General features: G+C 62.5%; 25 protein-coding genes and 6 tRNA genes. 15 read left to right on the top strand and 16 right to left on the bottom strand.

Annotation, left to right across the window (positions count from 1 at the left end; all coding sequences use genetic code 11):
- The first annotated feature begins 3 nt into the window (after positions 1-3).
- The 8 genes from ACZK5G_RS04415 (at position 4) to ACZK5G_RS04380 (ending at position 4,694) form a co-directional block, all read left to right on the top strand.
- Positions 4-327 (top strand): hypothetical protein, encoded by a 324-nt coding sequence (locus ACZK5G_RS04415; protein ID WP_005412384.1) that lies wholly within the window; start codon positions 4-6, stop codon positions 325-327.
- Positions 327-767 carry a hypothetical protein gene (locus ACZK5G_RS04410; RefSeq protein ID WP_005412383.1) on the top strand — a complete coding sequence of 147 codons (441 nt, stop codon included), beginning with the start codon at positions 327-329 and terminating at the stop codon, positions 765-767. The genes ACZK5G_RS04415 and ACZK5G_RS04410 overlap by 1 nt, the downstream gene beginning before the upstream one ends.
- On the top strand, positions 764-946 hold the full coding sequence (locus tag ACZK5G_RS04405; RefSeq protein WP_032961794.1) for a hypothetical protein: 183 nt from the start codon (positions 764-766) through the stop codon (positions 944-946). The genes ACZK5G_RS04410 and ACZK5G_RS04405 overlap by 4 nt, the downstream gene beginning before the upstream one ends.
- Positions 943-1,203 (top strand): hypothetical protein, encoded by a 261-nt coding sequence (locus ACZK5G_RS04400; RefSeq protein WP_032961791.1) that lies wholly within the window; start codon positions 943-945, stop codon positions 1,201-1,203. Before ACZK5G_RS04405 ends, ACZK5G_RS04400 begins: the two co-directional genes overlap by 4 nt.
- A 63-nt stretch (positions 1,204-1,266) precedes the next feature.
- Positions 1,267-1,887: an antirestriction protein ArdA gene (locus ACZK5G_RS04395; protein WP_032961789.1), complete on the top strand. Its 621-nt coding sequence runs from the start codon at positions 1,267-1,269 to the stop codon at positions 1,885-1,887.
- A 241-nt stretch (positions 1,888-2,128) separates the two neighbouring features.
- Positions 2,129-2,269 carry a hypothetical protein gene (locus ACZK5G_RS04390; RefSeq protein ID WP_005412379.1) on the top strand — a complete coding sequence of 47 codons (141 nt, stop codon included), beginning with the start codon at positions 2,129-2,131 and terminating at the stop codon, positions 2,267-2,269.
- 739 nt (positions 2,270-3,008) lie between these two features.
- On the top strand, positions 3,009-3,383 hold the full coding sequence (locus tag ACZK5G_RS04385) for a helix-turn-helix domain-containing protein (RefSeq protein ID WP_005412378.1): 375 nt from the start codon (positions 3,009-3,011) through the stop codon (positions 3,381-3,383).
- Between the two features lie 66 nt (positions 3,384-3,449).
- Positions 3,450-4,694, top strand: a complete 1,245-nt coding sequence (locus ACZK5G_RS04380; RefSeq protein WP_049417433.1) for a tyrosine-type recombinase/integrase — start codon at positions 3,450-3,452, stop codon at positions 4,692-4,694.
- A 59-nt stretch (positions 4,695-4,753) separates the two neighbouring features.
- On the opposite strand, the gene ACZK5G_RS04375 is transcribed toward ACZK5G_RS04380, so the two are convergent.
- The 6 genes from ACZK5G_RS04375 to ACZK5G_RS04350 all read right to left on the bottom strand — a co-directional run bounded on the left by ACZK5G_RS04375 (position 4,754) and on the right by ACZK5G_RS04350 (position 6,490).
- Positions 4,754-4,840 (bottom strand) — tRNA-Leu (locus ACZK5G_RS04375).
- 139 nt (positions 4,841-4,979) lie between these two features.
- A complete protein-coding gene (locus tag ACZK5G_RS04370) occupies positions 4,980-5,345 on the bottom strand; it encodes a hypothetical protein (RefSeq protein ID WP_423173640.1) in 366 nt (121 codons plus the stop codon).
- Between the two features lie 246 nt (positions 5,346-5,591).
- A tRNA-Lys gene (locus ACZK5G_RS04365) sits at positions 5,592-5,667 on the bottom strand.
- 198 nt (positions 5,668-5,865) lie between these two features.
- A tRNA-Lys gene (locus ACZK5G_RS04360) sits at positions 5,866-5,941 on the bottom strand.
- 79 nt (positions 5,942-6,020) lie between these two features.
- Positions 6,021-6,097: transfer RNA gene (locus tag ACZK5G_RS04355), tRNA-His, on the bottom strand.
- Positions 6,098-6,265: 168 nt separating this feature from the next.
- Entirely contained in the window at positions 6,266-6,490 is a 225-nt protein-coding gene (locus ACZK5G_RS04350) for a hypothetical protein (protein WP_049422622.1), read from the bottom strand.
- 435 nt (positions 6,491-6,925) lie between these two features.
- Here ACZK5G_RS04350 and ACZK5G_RS04345 point away from each other — a divergent pair, with 435 nt between their 5' ends.
- The 5 genes from ACZK5G_RS04345 to ACZK5G_RS04325 all read left to right on the top strand — a co-directional run bounded on the left by ACZK5G_RS04345 (position 6,926) and on the right by ACZK5G_RS04325 (position 12,592).
- Positions 6,926-7,846, top strand: coding sequence for a hypothetical protein (locus ACZK5G_RS04345; protein WP_478465437.1), 921 nt, complete (start codon positions 6,926-6,928; stop codon positions 7,844-7,846).
- Between the two features lie 75 nt (positions 7,847-7,921).
- The gene (locus ACZK5G_RS04340; protein ID WP_478465435.1) at positions 7,922-8,353 is read left to right on the top strand and encodes a hypothetical protein; all 432 of its coding nucleotides are present in this window, start codon (positions 7,922-7,924) and stop codon (positions 8,351-8,353) included.
- 227 nt (positions 8,354-8,580) lie between these two features.
- On the top strand, positions 8,581-9,489 hold the full coding sequence (locus ACZK5G_RS04335; protein WP_478465433.1) for an SEL1-like repeat protein: 909 nt from the start codon (positions 8,581-8,583) through the stop codon (positions 9,487-9,489).
- Positions 9,490-10,946: 1,457 nt separating this feature from the next.
- Positions 10,947-11,174 carry a site-specific integrase gene (locus ACZK5G_RS04330; RefSeq protein ID WP_478465431.1) on the top strand — a complete coding sequence of 76 codons (228 nt, stop codon included), beginning with the start codon at positions 10,947-10,949 and terminating at the stop codon, positions 11,172-11,174.
- 338 nt (positions 11,175-11,512) lie between these two features.
- Positions 11,513-12,592, top strand: coding sequence for an AAA family ATPase (locus tag ACZK5G_RS04325; RefSeq protein WP_478465429.1), 1,080 nt, complete (start codon positions 11,513-11,515; stop codon positions 12,590-12,592).
- A 35-nt stretch (positions 12,593-12,627) separates the two neighbouring features.
- On the opposite strand, the gene ACZK5G_RS04320 is transcribed toward ACZK5G_RS04325, so the two are convergent.
- The 3 genes from ACZK5G_RS04320 to ACZK5G_RS04310 form a co-directional block, all read right to left on the bottom strand.
- The gene (locus tag ACZK5G_RS04320; RefSeq protein WP_478465427.1) at positions 12,628-13,578 is read right to left on the bottom strand and encodes a DUF4760 domain-containing protein; all 951 of its coding nucleotides are present in this window, start codon (positions 13,576-13,578) and stop codon (positions 12,628-12,630) included.
- A gap of 298 nt (positions 13,579-13,876) precedes the next feature.
- Positions 13,877-13,953 (bottom strand) — tRNA-Arg (locus ACZK5G_RS04315).
- Positions 13,954-13,992: 39 nt separating this feature from the next.
- Positions 13,993-14,069, bottom strand: a tRNA-Pro gene (locus tag ACZK5G_RS04310).
- 180 nt (positions 14,070-14,249) lie between these two features.
- Here ACZK5G_RS04310 and ACZK5G_RS04305 point away from each other — a divergent pair.
- A complete protein-coding gene (locus tag ACZK5G_RS04305) occupies positions 14,250-15,008 on the top strand; it encodes a Bax inhibitor-1/YccA family protein (RefSeq protein ID WP_010483901.1) in 759 nt (252 codons plus the stop codon).
- Between the two features lie 60 nt (positions 15,009-15,068).
- Here the strand turns inward: ACZK5G_RS04305 and ACZK5G_RS04300 are convergent, their stop codons facing one another.
- From ACZK5G_RS04300 to grxC, 7 genes are all read right to left on the bottom strand, one after another.
- Positions 15,069-15,818, bottom strand: coding sequence for a sulfite exporter TauE/SafE family protein (locus ACZK5G_RS04300; RefSeq protein WP_032129085.1), 750 nt, complete (start codon positions 15,816-15,818; stop codon positions 15,069-15,071).
- Positions 15,819-15,843: 25 nt separating this feature from the next.
- Positions 15,844-16,752 (bottom strand): LysR family transcriptional regulator, encoded by a 909-nt coding sequence (locus tag ACZK5G_RS04295; protein ID WP_478465425.1) that lies wholly within the window; start codon positions 16,750-16,752, stop codon positions 15,844-15,846.
- A 53-nt stretch (positions 16,753-16,805) separates the two neighbouring features.
- Entirely contained in the window at positions 16,806-17,549 is a 744-nt protein-coding gene (locus tag ACZK5G_RS04290; RefSeq protein ID WP_049400917.1) for a cysteine hydrolase family protein, read from the bottom strand.
- A gap of 161 nt (positions 17,550-17,710) precedes the next feature.
- Positions 17,711-18,121, bottom strand: coding sequence for a hypothetical protein (locus tag ACZK5G_RS04285; RefSeq protein ID WP_121504053.1), 411 nt, complete (start codon positions 18,119-18,121; stop codon positions 17,711-17,713).
- Between the two features lie 131 nt (positions 18,122-18,252).
- Positions 18,253-19,257, bottom strand: a complete 1,005-nt coding sequence (locus ACZK5G_RS04280; protein WP_014036138.1) for an isocitrate dehydrogenase — start codon at positions 19,255-19,257, stop codon at positions 18,253-18,255.
- A 428-nt stretch (positions 19,258-19,685) separates the two neighbouring features.
- The gene (locus ACZK5G_RS04275) at positions 19,686-20,078 is read right to left on the bottom strand and encodes a carboxymuconolactone decarboxylase family protein (RefSeq protein WP_004146041.1); all 393 of its coding nucleotides are present in this window, start codon (positions 20,076-20,078) and stop codon (positions 19,686-19,688) included.
- Positions 20,075-20,365, bottom strand: coding sequence for a glutaredoxin 3 (gene grxC / locus ACZK5G_RS04270; RefSeq protein ID WP_004154541.1), 291 nt, complete (start codon positions 20,363-20,365; stop codon positions 20,075-20,077). The genes ACZK5G_RS04275 and grxC overlap by 4 nt, the downstream gene beginning before the upstream one ends.
- Positions 20,366-20,507: 142 nt before the next feature.
- Between grxC and ACZK5G_RS04265 the strand changes: the two genes are divergently transcribed.
- On the top strand, positions 20,508-22,154 hold the full coding sequence (locus ACZK5G_RS04265) for a M48 family metalloprotease (protein WP_032129079.1): 1,647 nt from the start codon (positions 20,508-20,510) through the stop codon (positions 22,152-22,154).
- Positions 22,155-22,244 lie beyond the last annotated feature (90 nt).

The raw sequence follows: 22,244 nt of genomic DNA, 5'->3' as shown, positions 1-22,244 counted from the left end.
GCCATGAACCTCGACAACTACGCCCCCGAGAGCGCGAAGCGCATAGCCGTGGCGCTGGTGGATGCCGCCCTCGCCGCTGGTTACTCGCTCGGCGTCTACGACGGCGAAGAAACCACGGTGCGGCACAGCCGCGACCGGCAAGAAGTGTTGGAGGCCCTCGCCTCTACCGACCACGATCACCTGCGGTTCTACCGCCCGGACGCAACAAAGGCGGGGTTTGTGCTCCTGATTTGGGAGAACGGGGACGACGCCGCGAGCGACTGGAGCGACAACGACGAGACCAACGCGCTGGTGATGCCGGTGCTGCGCGGGCTGGGGGTGCTGTGATGGAACTGCGCACCTACGGAACCCGCAACGTGTTCCTGGCACAGCCGGGGCGCTATCACGAACAACTGGCGGCGACCGCGATGACGCCGCAGCAAGCCGAGGAGTTCGCCACCGTGGTCAACCGCGCAATCAGGGATACCGACTTCGACCCCATCGACCTCGCGCAGCTGGCGAGCGGGTGGACGTGGCCCGAGCCGATGAGCACCGCGCCGCTGGGCATTGAGGACTCCGAATTTCTTGTCGAGGTGGCGCGCATGCTGCACCGCCTCTGGCAGGAGGTCGGCGAGCAGTGGAGCGGCGTTTGGGCCTACGACATCGCCGACCCGCTGGGCGGGTGGCTGTCGAGGAACGGCATCAACCACGAGACCGCCGATGGCGTGGCCCGCGCCGAGCAGCAGGCCCGCGCATGGATCGCCGAGGGCATGGGAGCCGCGCGATGAGCTACCGCGAGGAGGACATCTTGTTCGAGACCGAAAAGGCATGGGTGCTGCGCAAGGGGCCGAACCATTTTGAGGTCTACAAAATCGGCCTCACCCACTCGACACGCCACGGCATTTTTCACAACATCCCCGGCGCACTGGATCGCGCCATCGAACACGCAAAGGGCCTGTCGCAATGAGCAATGACAACGAGCTGGCTGTACCTGCCGGTGACAAGCTGGTCACCCTGGGCGACCGATCGGTCTCCTACGGTCCCCGCCAAGAGTTCGACGGGAGCGTCGAGCCTTGCGCACCGATGGCCGCGCAGTTTTGGGGCGTCTACCGCTGGGCCGGTAAGGACCGCTGGTGGTGGATTGCCGACGTGGCCGACGAGGACACCGCCCGCGCAGTGGCCGCCGCCTACCTGCTGAACGTCAAGCCCGATTGGGCGCACTGACCGATAACCACCCCTGATCCCGAGGCCCGCCTAGTGCGGGCCTTCGCATTTCTGGAGCACACCATGCAAATCTACGTTGCCTGCCTTGCCTCATATAACGCTGGCGTCCTGCACGGCGAGTGGATCGACTTGGAGGGACGCGACGCCGACGACGTGCGCGATGAGATTGCCCGCATCCTGCGCGAGTCGCCGCACCCGAACGTGACCGTTGATTGCCCGGATTGCGGCGGTACTGGAACCACATACGTCCCCCGAGTATTCGGCGGGGCGGAATGCACGGCGTGTGGCGGAAGCGGCAAGGTCGCCAGCGCCGAGGAGTGGGCCGTCCACGACTACGACGACGTGTTCGGGGATACCTGGGGCGAGCACCCCGACCTGGACAAGCTGTGCGCATTGCAAGAGCGGCTGGACGAGTTGCACAACGACACCGAACGCGCTGCCTACACGGCCTTCTGCGACCACGAGGGCCTCGACGATGTGACCGTGGAGCAGTTCCACGAAGCCTACGTGGGCCAGTTCGATAGCTGGGCCGACTTTGCCGAGAACTATGTGGACGAATCGGGGCTTCTCCACGGCGTGCCCGACGCCCTCTCCCGCTACTTCGACTACGAGAGCTATGGCCGCGACATTCGGCTCAACGGTGACGCGTTTGAGGTGAGCGGCTTCTACTTCTGGAGCCGCTAACGCCGCTTCCGCAAGACCCTGCGCCAATACAGGTATGTGCGATGCGCCGGCACCGAGCTAGTCCACACCCATACGACTAGGTGAAGGGCCGTAATGGCGACTTCTACGCGGGGGTCAATCATCGAACGGTCCTTGGGGTCGGGAGTGGCGATCACGCCCTTCAGCCCTAATCATAAGGCCAATCTCGATATTTGGCACTCATTGTTCCATTTGTAGCACTTGCATAACAGGAGACTTACATATGCGTAACGCAGATTTCACCGCAAACTCGACCCTGGTGATCGTCAACGTGGCCCTCCGCGTCCACCAGTTCGGCCCGTTCTTGGTATTCGAGCGGGAGGTTTTGGTCCTGCATGAACGGACCTACGAGGTGCCCGAATGATTCGGACCATCAATTTCGACCATAACGAGAAGCGCGGCGCTCTCCGCGCGATGCTCGGCCTACTCAACGAGCGCGTCCAGTTCTCGGTCGTCCCCGAGGACTGTGGCTGGCGGGTGTCGTATCCGGTCCCACCCGCGGCCCCAACGGAGACCCCGCGGCCATGACTTCACTGCACCAGTCGGGATCAATCTCTCCCGTGGTACTTGATTCCTACGGACGCGCCATCATTGTGGCCTGTAGTCTGCCCGACGGCAGCGTCATGCTGTCGGGCTGCGCATCCGCAGACGACCAGGGGGGCGTTCTCAGTCTATGAGTACGGTGAGACGGACAATAGCCAGCGCGGTAGTCCGCGTAGGGCAAGGACTGTTTTTTGCATCCGTGGTCGGGGCCATTGTGACCCTGGCGGCGATGCTGGCACTACCGTTCTTAAAACACTGAAACGTAAGACCTTTTTGTGGAGCGCAGCCGGGGGTGGCGGCGCATTACAACGCCGTGAGCAGGGGACAGGACGGCCCCTTCGCAGGGCAGAAGTACCTGGACCTGTTCGTGAAAGCCTTTGGATATGAGATCGGAATCGACCCCTCCCCCACGCCTTGGCAGCGTGGTTTCTGGATGGACAAAATTGGCAAGAATGCCATCAACATTGGCTTGGGCCTTGTAATCCTTACATTGCGGCTCCAAGATAGACCCTGATGGTTTCCCAAGGGGGAACCATCCCCTTACGGAAAATGAGCGCACCATGAATCTCTCGCAGAAAGAACTGACGGCCATTCTCACAACCGCACTGTCAGCCTTCCGGGAAGAGATCGACGAGGACATCACCGCCACCCGCATCCTCACCCTACTCGCCGTTGTGGACGAGCCGGGCATTCAGCAGGTGGACCTTGAGCGCGTCCTCGGCGGACTCTCTCCCTCCGCAGTGAGCCGCAATGTGCTCGACCTGTCGTCTATCAAGCGTAACCGCGAGCCGGGGCCTGACTTCCTAGAGCAGCGCCCTGATCCCGCCTACCGCAAGCGCAACCTGATCTTCCCGACGACCAAGGCGCTGCACTGGCTGGCTTCGCTCGCAGAACGTGTCAACCGCAAGGTGACGGCGCGCGTCGCAGCCGCCTAACCCCCAACACCCCGTTGTGCCCCGAGGCCCGCCTAGTGCGGGCCTTTTTCATTTCTGGAGATACACATGGCCCTTCGCCTCAAAGGGACCGCGCCCAAGCCGGGTGCGCCCGATAAGCGCTACTACATGCTCGACGTGCAGGAGGGATACCGGCGCGTGCGCTTGTCCACCGGCACCCGCGACCGCGTGGCAGCCGAGCGCAAGGAGCAGGCGGTCCTCGACGCCCTGCGCGACGACCCCGAGATTGCAGAGGACGCGCTGCGGGAGCTGATTCGGGGCAAGTCCCGGTCGGTGCAGATGGCCGTGGCGAAGGCCAAGGTCCGCCAGCGCACCCTCAAGGACGCGATGGACGACGCGCTGGACGACCGCAACTTTTGGGGCAAGCTCCGGTCCATCGACACCGTGCGTACCAACTGCAAGGTGGTCCAGAGCTACCTGGGCGAGGAAACGCCCATCAACGACATCACGCAGGCCGCGGTCAACGACATGGCGCAGCGCATGCTCGCCGACAAGGCGGCTCCCGCCACCGTGAACCGCAAGATGCAGTGCCTCCTTGCCCTACTGAAACGCGAGAGGAAGGCCGGCCGGTTCTTGGGAGAGCTGCCCGAGTACAGCTTGGCCGACGAGAGGGACAACGCACGCACGTTCGTCCTGAACGTTGAGGACGAGGAATTGATCCTGGCGCGGCTGCTGGAGTGGGACACGCTCCCGAACGGCCCTGCCGGAGGGCACCCACGGGTGCGCGACGGGGCGGACTACCGCGACCTGTTCGTGTGCCTCGCCGACCTGGGCTGCCGCATGAGCCAGGCCATCGGCATCCGGTGGTCCGAAGTAGTCGATCAGGGCGGAAGGCTCCACGTCCGCTTCTGGCGGCACGCTACGCTCAAGAAGGGGCGTCCCCGCACCCTACCCTGCACCGCCCGTGTCGCCGAGGTTCTACAGCGGCGCAAGGACGCCCTGGCGGCCACATCGGACGGCCCCTTCACGATGCTCAATCGCACGCGCGCCGACCGGCTGTGGCAATGGGCCATCAAGGGGACACATCTCGCTTCCGAGAAGGAGTGCGTACCGCATGCGCTCCGCCATACGTGCGCCACTCGGCTGCTGCTGGCGACCGGCAACATCAAGCTCGTGCAGGAGTGGCTCGGACACCGCGACATCCAGACCACCTCAGCGGTCTACGCGAAGGTACTGGCCGAGCAATCGCTCCAAGGCATGTCTGCACTGGAGCAGTTCCGCCTCCCAGCCGCCTCGAACGGAACAGGTGACGTTCCGAGACAGGGATCAATTGCCAAAGCGGGAATCCAATAGGACAACTGACCGTCGCCAGCTTATTTTTCAATCACTTAGGCAATCTGTGCTCGGCCAGATGGTGCGAAAGGCGGGACTCGAACCCGCACGAGGTCACCCTCACTGGAACCTAAATCCAGGGCGTCTACCAATTCCGCCACTTTCGCGTGGCCGGCTCAGGCGTCCATTGTCGCAGGCGGGGGCTGGAAGCGGAAGGCCTGCACAAAACTGAATCTGCCGCGATGCGCGCGGCCCCTGCATCGCTGCCGCCCCGGCGGGCGCACCACCCGCCAGGACGACTGCGGCTTACTGCTGCGGTACAGCGCGGGCCGGTGCCATGCCTGCATGTTCGGCCGGCGCCTCCCCCTTGCGGATCTCCACGCCCCCGTCATCGGTGCGCCGCAGAGCCACCGACTCCGGCATGGCCTTGCGCACATCCACCGAACCGTCCGCATTGCGCTGCACATCCACCGCGTCAGGCAGGACCTCCGCTTCCGCAGGCTGAGCCGGCTGCATCGGCATGGCGTCACCCACCGGGCGCGCCGGAGTGCTCTCCGTGCCCGCATCGCGTTCGACGGTCTTCGCGGGATCATTGGCAGGTGCGCAGGCAGCCAGCGCCATCAACGCGAAGGGAACCCACAGCGTGCGGTGCAATCGATTGATATCAGCCATCAACATCTTCCTTCGTGCATGCGCCATCGGCGCGGAAGATCCATTGGGTGCGATACAGGACGCGATGCGGTGAGAAGCAGCGCACAGCATTGAAAACACTGATGACGCGTATGCCCCTGATTTCAGCATCGCTTCAGTAGATCCACGCCATGCGCCGTTTCAGCAGATCCACACCATGCGTGGATGAAGCGCAACCCGGCGCGCAGACAAGAAAAAAGCCACTTGGCGAACCAAGTGGCTTTCGTCTGGTGGGCTGTCAAGGATTCGAACCTTGGACCTATTGATTAAGAGTCAACTGCTCTACCAACTGAGCTAACAGCCCGAAATCGGGGCGCGAATTATGACCCGATCCGCTCGGTGGGTGCAAGCACTTTTTTCAACATCGTTGAAACCAGCACTGCGGTCCCGCTGCATTGCAGATCCACGGCCAAGCGGAGCTCTGCAACCCGTGATCCATCGAAACGATGGGAGTCACACTTATAAGAAAAAAGCCACCTGGGATACCAGGTGGCTTCTGTCTTGGTGGGCCGTCAAGGATTCGAACCTTGGACCTATTGATTAAGAGTCAACTGCTCTACCAACTGAGCTAACGGCCCGTGAAACTCAGACGCACATTGTAGCGTGCTTTCTGTTTATTGCAATACCGTTTCGGCTGCGCCGATGCGGTTGAATCAGTGGGGTGGCTGAGGGGATTCGAACCCCCGACCACCGGAATCACAATCCGGTACTCTAACCAACTGAGCTACAGCCACCACTGAAACTTTCGCTCCACCGCCGATGAGGCTGACGCTGGACCTTGATGCTTTGCTAGCGGGTGGAACCAGAAGTCCGTCCCCCGAAGCGAGTCCGGCATTTTCCGGGAGTCGCGAAGGAATTGCAAGCACTTCTTCACATTGATGTGCAGGGGCCGGAACAGGAGATCAATGCTGCTCCGCCGAGGTCACGCGCGCGATGTCCGCATGCCCATCCAGGAATGACAGCGTGGCCTCCCCTTTCGGCGTGACCTGCAGCTGCAGGCGTGGCTGGCCCGCTCCGTCGAGCAACTGAAACATCACGTTGCGCGACTGCGTCCTGCCAAGAAGCACTCGACGGGTAATCGCTTGCACACCCTGCGCGTGCAAGCGCTCATCGTCGGCCCAGAACATCGGTCGCAACTGTCCATCGGCGACATCGTTTCGATCACATCGAACGACGTGTTGCGTTCGGCCGTCACCCCCATCAGCAGGCCAGCAAACGCCCGCAAGGCGACAGCACCGCGGCAGAAGGTAAGCCGCCGTTGGCGCCTGCGCCGCCGATGTACTTCGACCAGCACCTGCTTCACCTCACCCACGCCGTTCGAATCTGCATCCATCCCGAGCTAGAGAAGGCGCGTGCCGCACGCAGCGGATGTCAGGCGCTGGCGAACAGCCCGCCCGTCGTCGGGCACGCCCCGAGAGCATGAACGCTTAGTGAACAAATCGTGAATGAATCTCAAATAGGGATGGGGGAGATCCATTCATACAACGTTAGCTGCAGGACATGGAACGCAGGGCGCGCGTTTGCAACCATGCCGGTTCCTGCAATGAAGGTGAGATCAATAGATGAGCAAGCGGCTAATCGGATTCGTCGCGCTGGCAGCCGTGCTGGCAGTGGCAGCCGTTGCAATGTCCGGCTACCGGCAGCAGGCAACTGCGGGTGCCACGGCAGAGGAATCCGGGAAGAGTGGCAGCCTCGATGAACGGCCTGACCAGGGAAGGCAGCTTCCGGCGTCAGGTGCGGCGGCCGCGCAAAGGCTTGAGCGGGACAACAAGATCCCGCCGGGCTCGTACAAGGCCGTGGGCCCCAAGGCCTACGAAATCGTAAGAGGCAATGAGTTCCGGCCTCCCGGTGACGCGCTTGCCCACGTCAAGCAACTGATGCTGCGCTCCGAATCCGGAGATGCCACGGCAACCTACGAAATCTATCGAGCCATCGAGCAATGCCAGACCTTCATCTCGGATCGCGCTGACAAGCTGGCGGATTCGGCCACCACGGTCGGGGCCGGCAACTGGTTCCTGGAGCGGTCGGAACGAATCCTCAAAGAGTGTGAGTCGCTGGCTCTGGATCAGGACATCTATCACGCCGATTGGCTTTCGAAGGCCGCCGCCATGGGCTCGCAGGAAGCGATGCGCGCCTACTCGCGATCGCCGGAGAAAGTCATCGGTTCGCTTGATGACGCAATCCGTGATCCCGCGGCGCTCGAGGCGTGGAAGGACACCGCCACCGGATATCTGCGCGAACTGGAATCACAAGGGAACGTCAATGTCATCAGCGACATGGCGATGGCCTACACCTATGGCGGCATCGTTCCTGCGGATCCCGTTGCGGCCCTGGCGTACACCCGCGTCCTCAACCGGCTGGACCCACGTTTTGCCACCACCAATGACATTGCCAACCATGAGAAAAACCTGAGCAGCCAAGAGAAAGAGAAAGCCCGCATTTCATCGAACGAAATCTTCAAGAACTGTTGCATCCCACGATAAGGACCTATTGTGAAAGCTAGACTGATTGGGATTATCCCTTCGCTTGGTAGAAACTCCGTTCCCGCCATTGCAGGCGTGCTGCTGTTCATGGCGGCCGGGAGCCTTCAAGCGAAAAAGCTTCCTGGCGTCATCAACTGCACCGCCGGATGCACGCTGACAACCCCGTATCCCGATCCGGTGACCAACCAGCAGCTTTCCCAAGAGGTCCAGAAGCTCAATGACGGCCGGACCACGGTCTGGACTGCCCAGACGCGCGTCCAGACCGGCGATGTCCTGACCGTCTGCAACGGTATTTCCTGCGTCAACTACACGTGGCGAGGTGCAGGTTTCGACTCCGGCGAAGTGATTTCGACCGTCCTCCCGCCCAACTCCCGCGGTGGTGGCGGCGGCGGCGGTGGTGGCGGCGGCGGTGGTGGTGGCGGCGGCAGCGGCCCGATCAGCGGCGGCTGCCACGGCAACTGCGGCGGTGGCGGCAAGGTGCGGGTGGGCGAACTGGAACAGATGTGATCCATCCGGGGTGCACTCGACCAGAGTGCACCCATCGCGACATACAACATGAACAGGATCGAGCCTGACTCGACTTTGCGTCAGCGCAGCAAAGCAGGACTTGGCCTCTACAGCCCTTCTCCCTGCAAGGGAGCTGGATGTCTACCTATTGCGGAAGCTGACTGAATGTTGCGATGTTCGGGACAGCATGCTTGCCCATCGACCCACCGGCGCGTACGGAGAACCCGATGACACATCCCTCCCCAAAGTACAGCCTAATCTACCAGTGCGCACGCCTGTCAAAGTTCGCACTCATCGCCGGCATGGTCACCTCATGCTCCAATAAAAATGATGATGCTCAGCAAGTTGGCGATGCATCGGCGAATGAAGCACCCGCGGCATCGGCAGAGATTCGAAGTGTCACTCCAAGATCGACAGCAGTCGATGCCGACCTCCAATCTGCACAGCGCGTACCAGATGTTCCAGAGAAAGACCTGTATCCGTCGCTTCGCAATAGAGCAGAAGCTGGAGATCTGGAGGCAAAACGACAGCTGTTCCTGATACTCAACGAATGCCGCGTTGCAATGCAGCCAGAGAGGCCCATTGACTACTCCAATAGCCAAGTCTCTCCAGATATCCTCAAAGCCAGCGGGAAGACACGAGAGCAATTCCTGGCCGATCAGCAATTGAGCTCTCTTGCTTTCACTGAAGAAAAGCTCAAGCAGTGCGAGGGCATTCCAGGCGACGCACTAAAGGAAACGTCACGGTGGCTGAGGGAGGCAGCGGAAGGGGGGGACACCTACGCGAGGCTGGCCTACTACAACTACCAGGACATCATCGTTGGTGATCAGCAAGAACAAATCGTATCGGCCGAAAAAGTTAAGCAGTTCAATGAAGACTCATATCGCTACATAAAAAGTGTAGCTGACACCGGCAACCCGGATGGGCTTTTCACTCTGGGAACTGCGTATGAGCGCGGCATCATTACGCCGAAGGACCCAATCCTTGCCTATGCCTACAAGAAAGCTGCGGGGCAGCTGATCCCTATCGGTGGCAACGACCAGATATTGGACATGATGGCGCAGTCCATGACTCCGTCTGATCTAAGGAAGGCCAATCAACTGGCCGCTACGCTGGCACAGAGGAGCAGGAAATGAAGATCAGGCTTACGGCAGCAATCTTCTTGGTCCTTCTGCTAGGAGCAACAGTGTATGTGCACGCACAGGTGCAAGGAACCAGAAACATCGGAACTTATCCCTGTAATGACTGCGCACTTGGCTATCCCAGAATCGACGCACACACTTCAAATGAGCTTGGCCTCGCCATAGCAAGCTTCAACAGACTGGTTGCCATTCAGTCTCTATGGATAGTTCCCGGGGACGTCATAACAATGTGCAACGGAACTGCCTGTGTTGGCTATCAAGTTACCGTGGGCGGAGACGGATACATGGGAGTCAAATATGAGGCCCAGGCCAGTACTACGCCGCTGCCGTCTGGTGGAAATGGAAACGGCGTGGGCTCAGGCAGTGGCTATGGGAGCGGTCAAGGCGTCGGCAGGGGTGGCGGTGCCGACGTAGGCGGCGGCAGCTACGGCAGTGGCGGCCGGACTGGGACCGTAACTACTGGTCCCGCTGGCCCGCCAAAGCCAACTCGCCCTCCTACCCACGAGAATTGAAGTGGCGGAGATTGAGTAGATGGGCGGCCTTCTTGGGCCGCCTTTTCAATTACCAGCGCGCCAATTGTTTGCCAGACGACTTCTTTGGGGCGGCTTCGATCTGGGCGGAATAGCATATGGGCGAAGTCTGGCCGCAGCCGGCGTCCGACTTGGGAAACGCCCTCGGCTTGCCAGCGTCGAGCGCTGGGCGAGACAACGGAACATCCGCGTCCAGTACGACGGCCAAGGCAGCATCTTGACAACAAACTTCGCCCTGAACGAGGCACTGGGCCTCATCAAACCCGCTTTCGAGAACGAACGCTATCCCGCTTCGCTGGTCTGAAAGGACTCACAGCAGCACCATGGCACGCCCCAGCAAAGCCGCACCCTACCTGCCGAAGCACATCGACCACACCCGCGCCTTACGGACGTCAATCTTCATCGGTTGCGCGCAGAGTTTATACGCCTAGTCGCGCAGATCGGCTTCGAACTCGACCCTGACGATGACGATGACGAGGACGCCGTTTACGTGGGCTCGATCGGCTTCCTGCTTAGCCTACTTGACGCCTTGGGCGGCCACCGTGGGGCCAAACACGAATGACGCTCAATTCCGGAGCCAATTCCGGACGCCCGCAGAACAAGGCATAGAAAACTGCGTAACTAGTTGATTCCAATGGCGCGCCCGACAGGAATCGAACCTGTAACCGCCGGCTTAGAAGGCTGGCGTACTGTGCATTGCAGTCAACAGCTTAGATTGAGTTCAATTCAGGAGGCCTACGAACAGGCCCCTAGTCTCGCAATGGGCAGCTCCCGTGTATTCGGGAAGGCGAGCAGACCGAGGTCGCGATCAGGGTCCTGCAGGCTCGCCGTGCTGCCATCTGGGCCAAACGCGGCATCACCCAGCTCAATGCACCACTGCCGCCGAAGATGAGGCCGCTATTCGTCAGCGAGGATGGGGAAATGCTCACCGCCCACGGCTGGCACACCGCCTGGGGACGATTCATGCGCAACGCGGTCAGAGATGGAGTCATCACAGAGGGCGAGCGCTTTGCTCTACATGGACTGAAGCATCGCGGCGTGACGGATACGAAGGGGAATAAGAAGAAAGCCAGTGGTCACGTCACAGACACGATGCTGCACGTGTACGACCACTCGCTTCCGATCGTCGCTGAGCCGGCCCCTGATTGATCAGCTGAGGCCCATGCCCGGACTGACTGCTTGGCTGCCCTAGATTTCGTCTAACGCCAACGGGATGAGACGTCTCGCCAGCTCTTTGGGCAAAACCGCAGCAATCAGCCCTCAACTTGTAGCTTTTACCTGTTCACTTGTAACTTTTGACTAATTACTTGACGCAATCCCCTTCGAAGCAATAGGATTCGCCAAACTTCCTACAGCCGAGACGTGCCTTGAACGAGCAGCCAAGCCATGACGCACTTCGAGTCCGTGCCGGCCAAGTTTTCACACCGGGTTCTCCCGTAAACGGGAGGGACCTGTTCGCGGGTCGCTTAGACCAGTTGCAGAAGCTCATGGATGGGGTATCCCAACGCGGCTACCATGCCGTGCTTTTTGGTGAGCGAGGAGTGGGCAAAACGTCACTTGCGAACATGGTTGTGCAGGTGATGCAAATGAATGGCTACATCGTGAGCAAGGTCAACTGCGATGCGAGCGACTCATTCGACTCAATCTGGAGGAAGGCGCTCCGCGATATCACTTACACGAACAAGTCTGTATCGCCCGGCTTCCTACCGGTGACCCAGTCAACGATCACATCAGTAGCGAGCACGCTGCCGGAGGTTTTGACACCAGATGAAGTTCGGCGGACGCTGACCATGATGGGGGCTCACGCTCCGGTTTTGATTATCCTGGACGAATTTGACCGTTTGCTGCATGGATGCGCAGCTAGCGTGGGCATTTCCGACACGATTAAAGCCTTGTCAGACTTTGGCGTGAATGCTTCGATCGTCCTGATCGGTGTCGCGGATTCGGTGACCGAACTCGTTGCGGGACACGGATCTATCGAGCGGGCACTGGTGCAGATTCCAATGCCTCGCATGTCTGCGGAGGAAATCGCTCAGATTGTCGAGAATGGTCTCGACAGGCTTGGGATGACCATTGACCAGGGCGCCAAGAGCCACTTGGTCCACCTGGCGCAGGGCGTGCCCTACATCGCTCATCTATTGGCTCTGTACAGCACTCGAATGGCGCTGCAAGAAGGCAAACTTCACATTGCCCGGGCACATGTTGATGCAGGAATCAACCGATCGCTGGACCAGTGGAACCAGTCGATCAAGAATGCCTACTATCAAGCAGTAAAGAGCGCTCAACCTGGCAACATTTTCAAGGAAGTCCTTCTTGCATGCGCCCTAGCTGAGATTGATGAGCTTGGGTATTTTGCAGCCGCCGCCGTGCGGGGCCCACTGCGCGAAATTACCGGCAGGGAACTGGACATTCCAAACTTCTCCAGCCACCTCAAGCAATTCAGCGAGGAAATACGCGGAGGAATCTTGGAGCGCGTAGGCGAGAGTCGGCGCCTTCGATACCGTTTCGTGAGCCCATTGATGAAACCCTACATCATAATGCGGGCCTATGCCGAGGAACTAATCTAGATGAAATGCGGCCGCCTGCATGGCGGCCGCACTGCTCATGCATGCCAATGGCTGCGCATTACTTGATCGAGCTTGGTAAAAACGGTTGGCTGGCTCTGCCTACAGTGCGCTCTCAGATGCACAGTGTCGCCGTAGAGTCCGGAGACAATTGAGGCGACCGTTGCATACAAAAGGTCCTTGTCCAGCTCCCGCTGGCAAATCCCTGCGCACATGAACTCATAAAAGTTGAGTAGGTACATGGTTCCAACCAGAGACTGATGCTTCTTGTTAACCAGCTCAATCTCCGCCGTAAAGCGCGCCTCCACTTCAGTGACAAAGGGCGCTCTAGACTGCTTAACCTCTCTAACTCGCCTTTCCTCAATATCCGCCAAACGCTGGCGCAGGCCCTTCTTGGTTACAAGCGGGGCATCCTCTGCAGGGATAACAAACCCTGCATGATAGTAGCTCGCCCGCAACGCTACGTTCTCGCCGAACTCCTTGTTCAGCCTGGACTGCATAAGGATGTTGAAAGTATGCGCCCTTCGCGACGCTCGTGCGCTGGTCTGGTGCTGAACGACCCAGCCGATACCAACCATCATTGCTGCGACAAACGCAGCCATCAACCCTGTCACAGCCTCGGGTTTGTTGTACTCCAGCATCACTACAACGCTAATGCCGATGAACATCACGAGATGACTCACCCCGACACCCACGAGGACACCAAGTGGCACCTCGTTACGCTGTTTTGCAATGTTGAAGATGGGACCTATTGTAGCTGCGAGCAGCAATCCCCATGTGCCATACCAAAACGCCAGAAAGTATTTCTCATAGAAACTGTCTTGGTTGCCCGCCCCGAAAATTTTGCAGACAATTGAAATAACGAACAGTGCCACAAACGCGGCGAAGAAGATCCAGCTAACCGGATCAGCCGCCGCAGCCACGGGGCGAAGAACATTGCGATACGCTAGCGAAACAATATTGTTCCGCTTTATCAACTCATTAGACATCCGGTGTCTCCCCCTGAAATGCAAGAGGGCCCCTTCCGGGACCCTCCTGTTACGCTCTACCTACCTGAGTGACGGGAATCAGCCTTCACCAAAGCCGTCTTTCATAGCAGCACCCCTTCGTTGAACCTCAAGATGCTCCGCAAGGTTGCTATCCATGCTGAGCGTTTTTCTGACTTACGTTGTACATCATTGGCGGCGCGAATGTGTGAAACATTAGCCACAAGTCACAACGCCATCTGAATTTTCAGGTCAATTTTCAGGACCACGGCCAAAAACTACCGTAAGCCATTGATTTCAATGGCGCGCCCGACAGGAATCGAACCTGTAACCGCCGGCTTAGAAGGCCGGTGCTCTATCCAGTTGAGCTACGGGCGCCCGAACCGGAACGGTGTCCAATCCGACGTGATGTGGGATTGGTCGGGGTAGAGGGATTCGAACCCCCGACATCCTGCTCCCAAAGCAGGCGCGCTACCAGACTGCGCTATACCCCGGTCTTGCAATCCCCTCGGGCCATGCCCGGGGAGCTGGTCATTGTCGCCAAGCGCATTGGGAACTGTCAACGCAGGATGCGCAGATCCGGCGCCTGCCACAACGCCGAAAGCGGTCATCGGCTATGCTCACGCCCATCGGCCGGATGGCCGTCCTGACCTTCATTCGCACGGAGAACGCGTATGCGCAGCGGCAACCCGGCTCTTTCCGAGTCCACCTTCCTCGACCTCGCCAGTGGCTCGGTGGTGACCAGCCCCGACCAGGCCATGACCCTCAACGGTACCGTCAACAAGACCGGCTTCCTGCTGCTGTTGACCGTGCTGACCGCCGCCTTCGCCTGGAACCAGACCATCGGCGACTACGGCCAGGTCTTGCCCGGTGCCAGGCTGTATGCCATGGGCGGCGCCATCGGCGGCCTGGTGCTGGCGCTCATCACCGTGTTCAAGAAGGAGTGGTCGCCGGTCACCGCACCGATGTACGCGCTGGTGGAAGGCCTGTTCCTGGGCGCCATCTCGGCCGTGTTCAACGCCAAGTTCCCGGGCATCGTGTTCCAGGCGGTGCTGCTGACCTTTGGCACCCTGTTCGCGCTGCTGTTCGCGTACCGCAGCGGCCTGATCAAGGCCACCGAGAACTTCAAGATGGGCGTGGTCGCCGCCACTGGCGGCATCGCCCTGCTCTACCTCGCGTCGTTCGTGCTGGGCTTCTTCAACATCGACGTGCCGGTGATCCACGACTCCAGCTGGCTGGGCATTGCTTTCAGCCTGTTCGTGGTGGTCGTGGCCGCGCTGAATCTGGTGCTGGATTTCGACTTCATCGAAACCGGTGTCGCCCAGCGTGCACCGAAGTACATGGAGTGGTATGGCGCATTCGGCCTGATGGTGACCCTGGTCTGGCTGTATGTTGAATTCCTGCGCCTGCTGTCGAAGATCCAGCAGCGCTGAGCCGAAACATGCCGTAGACGACAAAGGGCGCCCTTCGCGGCGCCCTTTGTCGTTCTTCCCTCAGCGCGCCAGCAGTACCGGCAGCGACGACGCCAGCAACGCGATGCCTGACGCGGTCAGCAGGCCCAGCACGACCTGCCGGAAGCGCGCCTCGCTGATGCCGATGTAGACCCGCGCGCCCAGCAGGGTCGGCACCAGCATGGCCGGTGCCACGATGGCGAAGTACGGCAACATCTGCCGGCTCACCAGGCCGCTGCCGACATAGGTGGCCATGGTCACCGCCAGCATCGCCAGGTTGAAGTTCTGGATGACCGCGCGCTGTTCGTCCTTGCCGAAGCCTCGCAGGGTGCTCCACAACGTCGGCACCGGCCCGGCAAAGCCGCCGATGCCACTGAGCACGCCACCGGCCATGCCAGCAATCGCATCACCGATACGGCCGCCGACGCGGACCGGAGGCAACGAGCGCGCCATCAGCATCACCGGGCACCACAGCGCCAGGAAGCCACCCAGCAGCGCCTTGAACCAGTCCATGTCCAGCCGTGGCAGCACCGTCACGCCCAGCGGAATGCCGGCCAGCCCACCCAGCACGAACGGCAGCAGCAGGCGCAGGTTGAAACCGCGGCGCACGGTGAACACTGCGACCAGCTGCCCGACCAGCGCACCAAACACCGAAAGCGTCGCCGCCAGCCGCGGCTCCAGTCCCCACGCCCAGAACGACATCGCCACCATGCCGAAGGCGAAGCCGGACAGGCCCTGCACGAATCCGGCGACGATCGCGCCCAGCGCGACCAGCAGATACACCGACTCCATCACCACCTCGGTTGCTGCCGCGCGACTACCCCGCCGCGCCCATCTGTGCAGCGTAGTGCGCCGCAAGGTGCTCGACCAGCGCACGCACCTTCGGCGCCAGCGCCCGCGCGTGCGGATACAGCGCGAAGTAGCGCCGCTGTCCGGCGTGCCAGGCGGGCAGCACACGGATCAGGCGGCCGGCACGCAGGTCCTCCTGCACAGTCAGCGCAGTGAACAGGCTGATGCCCATGCCAGCCAACGCAGCGGCATACAACGCTGGCGTCGCATCCACCCGCAGGCGCTGCCCCGCCTCGATGCTCGCGGCGGCACCGCGTGGCCCCTGCAGCTGCCAGGGCGACATCGCCGCTGTGGGACTGAAACCCAGCAGCGTGTGCTGTGCGAGGTCCGAAGCCTGCCGGGGCAGACCGTGCCGCGCCAGATAGGCCGGTGCGGCGACCAGGATGCGTGGGCAGCTGGCCAGCTCGCGGGCGACCAGCTGGCTGTCCGGCAAGGAAGGCGCGATGCGCAGGGCCAGATCGAAGCCACCCCCGACCACATCAACCAGCTGGTCGTCGGCGGAAAGATCCAGCGTGACCTGTGGGTAGCGCTGCAGGAACGACGGCAACCAATGCGGCAGCTCCTGGCTGGCGACCACCTGCGGCACGCTGATCCGCACGGTGCCGCTGGGCTGTGCCTGCCCTGCGCGTGCGCGGTCATCCGCCTCCTGCAGGCGATCCAGCAGCGCTGCCGCCTCGCGGTAGTAATCGCGACCGGCTTCGGTCAGTGACAGCCGGCGGCTGTTGCGATCGAGCAGTCGAACCTGCAGATGTTCTTCCAGCTGCCGCAGTTGCCGTGACATCGCCGAATGGGTGGTACCCAGTCGTTCGGCGGCGGCGGTGAAACTGCCTGCATCGACGATGGCGCGCAGCGCACGCAGGGCGGCGAAATGGTCCATCGGCGGGCGGCTCCAGGTGGCGGGGCCCGCGGCGTGCGGGCCCCGTCAGCTTATCAAGCGCCGTCGCCGGCCTTGCGCACCGGCAGTGCCAGGATCGCGTCAGTCGCCATGACATCGCCGAAGGTGTCCTCAATCTGCGCCAGCGAGGCGTCATGCAGCGCGCGATGACCGATGCGCTGGCCTCCGGCAAGATCCAGATCACGGCTGGCAGTTGCATCGGACGACACGATGACGCGGTAGCCACGCGGTGCCGCTGCGGCATCGCGGGCGGCACCTGCCACGCAGGCATGGGTCTGCAGGCCGGTGACGATCAGGGTGTCGATGCCGGCATCCTTCAGCACCTGGTCGAGCACTGCGGCCGAGTCACCGGCGAACACGCTGACGTTGTCCTTCTGCACCACGGTCTCGCCCTTGCGCGGCTGCAGGTCGCGATGGAAGGCGGCATTGACGCTGCCCTGCGCGAACAGCGGCGCACCAGCCGGCAACACGTGCTGCACATGGATCACGCGGATGCCGTGGGCATCGGCGAACTCGACCACCCGCTTCGCCTGCCGCAGTGCGGCCACGCCATCGGGGATGACCATGCGGCCACCGGCGAAGCCCGGCGCAGCGCTGCCGTCGAAGTATTCGTTCTGGAAGTCGATCACCAGCACGGCGGTCTTCGCCGCATCCAGCGAAGCCACAACGGGTGCGCCAGCCATGTGGCGGATGGTGGGATGGGCCGGTTCGGCAGCGGTGACGGGGGTAACGGTGGCCATGCCGATCAGGCTGGCCAGACCAAAGGCGGTGAGGTTCATGTTCAAGCTCCTGTGCGGTGGAAAGTGGGCACATGATGCGGAGCGGACGGCGCACGAACCAGCCATGTAAAAGCACATGATCTGTGCAAATTTCGCACAGAATGTCCTTGTAGCGTCGAGCCATGCTCGACTACGCAGGAGCAGTCGAGCATGGCTCGACGCTACTGGGCCAGCTTGACCCCATTGAGTCGCACGATCATCGCGTGGTCACGACCCAGCACCACTTCGGCGGTATTGCTGCCCGCGCGCACGGCACGTGCAAGGCCCGCCGGATACTTCACTGGGACGCCGGCCAGGGTCTGCACATGCTGGGCCGGAGAGATCCTGCTCCTGATCACGAACTCGGCACAGCTGCCTTCGAGCAGATACACAGGCGACCCTGTCGGAAATTCGATCAACCGCAGGATGCGCGCCTCGCTCTCCTGCATGCTGCGGAGGGGCGCCCCCTGCGTCCGCAGGCGGCGCAGCGCGCGCTGGGCGCGGGACCACGGCCAGTAGAAGATGGCGTAGATGGCCACGCCGACAGCATAGACGGCAACGGCCGCCACGACCCACACGGCCGCCTCAGGCATCTGAAAAAATCCTGTCGGTGAAAAACCGCAGTTGAAAACGCAGACGGGCCGTACAAGGACGGCCCGTCTTCAACGCATGCAGGCCCGGACTGGACATCGCCGAGACGATCTCCAGCCGGAACAACCGCCGCTTACAGGCGGCTGGCGATGGCCTGGGCAAAGCTCATGGTGGTGCCGGTGCCGCCCAGGTCGCCGGTCAGCGAATCCTTGGCTTCCATGGTCGCCACGATGGCCTTGCGCAGGCGCTCGGCATTTTCCGGCTGGCCGACATGGTCCAGCATCTGCGCCGCTGCCAGCAGCAACGCGCACGGATTGGCCTTGCCCTGGCCAGCGATGTCCGGCGCAGTGCCGTGCACGGCTTCGAAGATCGCCGCGTCCTTGCCGATGTTGGCACCCGGGGCCAGGCCCAGGCCGCCGACGAGGCCGGCGCACAGGTCGGAGATGATGTCGCCGAACAGGTTGGTGGTGACGATCACATCGAACTGTTCCGGACGCATCACCAGCTGCATGCAGCAGTTGTCGACGATCATTTCCTGGAACTCGATCTCCGGGTACTGCGCGGCGACTTCACGGGCGACATTCAGGAACAGGCCCGAGGTCGACTTGATGATGTTGGCCTTGTGCACGGCGGTGACCTTCTTGCGGCCGGTGCTCTTGGCCAGCTCGAAGGCGTAGCGCACGATGCGCTCGGAGCCCTTGCGGGTGATGCGGGTGCCGGAGAAGGCGGTCTCGCCGTCGGCCGACACTTCCTGGCCTTCGGCCAGGTAGGCACCTTCGGTGTTCTCACGCACGGTGATCAGGTCGACGTTGTCGAAACGCGACTTGGTGTTCGGGAAGGTGTGGGCCGGACGCACGTTGGCGTACAGGTCGAAGTGACGGCGCAGGCTGACGTTGATCGAGGTGAAGCCACCACCGACCGGGGTGGTCAGCGGGCTCTTCAGCGCGACCTTGTTGCGCGCGATCGATTCCAGGGTCACCGCCGGCATCAGGTCGCCGTGCTTTTCCAGGGCCACCAGGCCGGCGTCGGCGTCTTCGTACTCCAGGCCAGTCTTGAGCTGGTCGAGCACGAACAGGGTGGCGTCCATGATTTCCGGGCCAATGCCGTCGCCGCGGATGACCGTAATTTTCTGCGTCATTGATCGATGTTCCGAACAGGGGGAAAAACGCCGTCCGGACGTGCCCGGAAACGCCGGCGCAAAGGAAGTTTCACCGGCAATTATGCCTGAGCCGGGGCCGAGGTCCCAAATAGACCATGGTCCCAGTGCCCGGCTCAGGCAGAATTGCCCGCGCATCCCACCTTATCCCCGCGCCTGTCGGCGCGCCCCCTTGGGCAAACCGCTCTGCGGTTTGCCCGCGCATTCCACCTTATCCCCCCGCCTGCCGGCGCGCCCCCTTGAACAACAAGGGGGCTCCTGGGCTGTTGGATCACGGGGAAGGCGCCCCGCACGTCCGGTAGTGCCGGCCGCTGGCCGGCAACCTCGGCCATGTGGGGTTCACGGAATGCCGGCCAGCGGCCGGCACTACCGGGAGGGCCACAGGGCCCGGTTCCCGGCGCCCGCCAGGTTCAGTGCGCGTGCGCTTCCGGGGCGGCGGCGCCGCCTTCGAGCTGGTCGAGGAAGTCTACCGCGCGGCGCAGGTGCGGGATCACGATGGAACCGCCGACCACCAGGCCGACCGAGAAGGTCTCGAAGAACTCTTCACGGGTCACCCCGGCGTCCTTGCACTGGGCGACGTGGTAGCTGATGCAGTCGTCGCAGCGCAGCACCATCGAGGCCACCAGGCCCAGCAGTTCCTTGGTCTTCACATCCAGCGCGCCAGCCTGGTAGGTCTGCGTGTCCAGCGCGAAGAAGCGGCGCACCACCTGGTTCGGCTCGCCCAGGATCCGCTCGTTCATGCGCTTGCGGAAGTCGGTGAACTCGGCGATGCGGTCCTTGCTGCCGTCGTCGGCCGCGCTCATGCCTGGCCCTGCCCGGCCAGCAGCGGCTCGAGCTTGCCTTCACGGTGCAGGGCCATCATGTCGTCGTAGCCGCCCACGTGGACGTCACCGACGAAGATCTGCGGCACGCTGGTGCGGCGGGTCAGCGCCATCATCTTCTCGCGCTCGGCCGGGTCCAGGTCGATGCGGACCTCGGTCCACTGCTGGCCCTTGCTCTTCAGGAAGTTCTTGGCGGCCACGCAGTACGGGCAGACGGCGGTGGAATAGATGGTGATGGCGGGGGCACCGCCGGCGGTCTGGGCTGTCACGGGAAACTCCACGATGGATCGACGGTCTACATATGGTACCGGTGCGCTGGAATTTCCACGCCACGGCCGCAACACTGTGGATTAACGAATGGTTGCCCCCCACCCTGCCACGCTTGGCGCGCCCTGCCCGAGGACCTCCTGCTTGCGAGCCCTGCTGCTGACTACCGCCGTCACCCTGGCCTTGGCCATGCCGCTGGCCCAGGCCCAGGAGAAGCTGCCCGACATCGGCTCCTCGGCCGGCGAGCTGCTGACCCCGGCCCGCCAGGCCGAGTACGGCGCGATGATGCTGCGCGAGCTGCGCAACTACGGCTACCTGCTGGATGACCCGCTGGTCAACGACTGGCTGCAGACCATGGGTACCCGGCTCGGCTCCAACAGCGACCAGCCTCGCCAGCCGTACACCTTCTTCGTGATGAAGGACCGCCAGATCAACGCCTTCGCCACGCTGGGCGGCTACATCGGGGTCAATGCCGGCCTGGTGCTGACCGCCGAGCGCGAGGACGAGGTGGCTGCGGTGCTGTCGCACGAAATCGCCCACGTCACCCAGCAGCACGTGCTGCGCGGGGTCGAGCGTGCCCAGCGCGACCAGATCCCGATCCTGCTCGGCATGCTGGCGGCGGTGGTGGCCGCACAGGCCAGCAACAGCACGTCGTCCGGCAACGCGACGATGGCCGCGATCAGCTCGGGCATGGGCCTGATGCAGCAGCGCCAGATCAACTACACCCGCTCCAACGAATCCGAGGCCGATCGCCTCGGCATCCGCACGCTGTCGCGCAGCGGTTACGACGTGGACGCCATGGCCGGCTTCTTCGAGCGGATGGCATCGGCGATGCGCGGCAACGAGGGTGGCTACAGCGTGCCCGAGTTCCTGCGCACCCATCCGGTCAACATCACCCGCATCAGCGAGGCGAAGGCCCGCGCCGACCAGATGAAGAAGGACACGGTGCTGCTGACCACCAGCACCCCCAGCGGCGAGCGCAGGGAGCGCGTGGACCCGGCCGATCCCAGCCTGGCCGAACCTCTGTTGCGCGGAACCAACCCGCTGCTGCCCAGCAGCGTGCTGCGCATCCCGATGGGCCAGCTCAGCCGCGGCGCCAGTGGCGACTTCGACTGGGCCCGCGAGCGCCTGCGCGTGCTCAGCGCGGATTCCACCCCCGAGCTGGAACGCGAGTATGCCGATCTGGCCAAGCGTCAGAAGGACGGCCTCAACGATGCCCAGCGCTATGGCCAGGCGCTGGCGGTGATGCGCAGCGGTCGCGCCGGCGCCACCCAGGCCCGGCAGACCTTGGCAGGCCTGCTGCAGACCCGCCCGGACAACCTGTGGCTGGCTCTGGGGCTGGGCGAGGCCGAATCGCGTGCAGGCCAGACCGCCCAGGCCAACAGCCGCTTCGAGCAGCTGCTGCGCCAGCACCCCAACAGCCGTCCGGTGGCGCTGACCTATGCCGAGATCCTGAACGAACAGGGCAGCCGCGAGGCGGGCCAGCGCGCGCAGGCCATGCTGCGGCCCCTGCTGTCGCAAAGCGGTAACGATCCGGTCTTCCAGCAGCGGTACGCCCGCGCCAGCGAGTTGGCCGGCGACAGCGTGCGTGCCAGCGAGGCCTACGCCGAGGCAGCCTTCCTCAGCGGCCGGCCGGAACAGTCGCTGATGCAGCTGCAGGCGCTCAAGCGCAATCCGGCGCTGGACTACGTAGGCCGGGCACGGGTGGATGCGCGCATCGAGGCGATCACCCCCACCGTGCTGGAGCTGCGCCGGCAGGGCGTGCAGGACCCGGACCTGGACCGCCGCTGAGCGCTGCATGACCGGCCGATGGCAATCCCGAACGGTTCCGGCCAGGTAGTCACAAACATGTCATCAAACCGTAGTCTACTGGCACCACTC

The organism is Stenotrophomonas sp. 62841_Sma (genome assembly GCF_056482945.1).
This window is presented reverse-complemented; position numbering and strand designations above follow the sequence as displayed.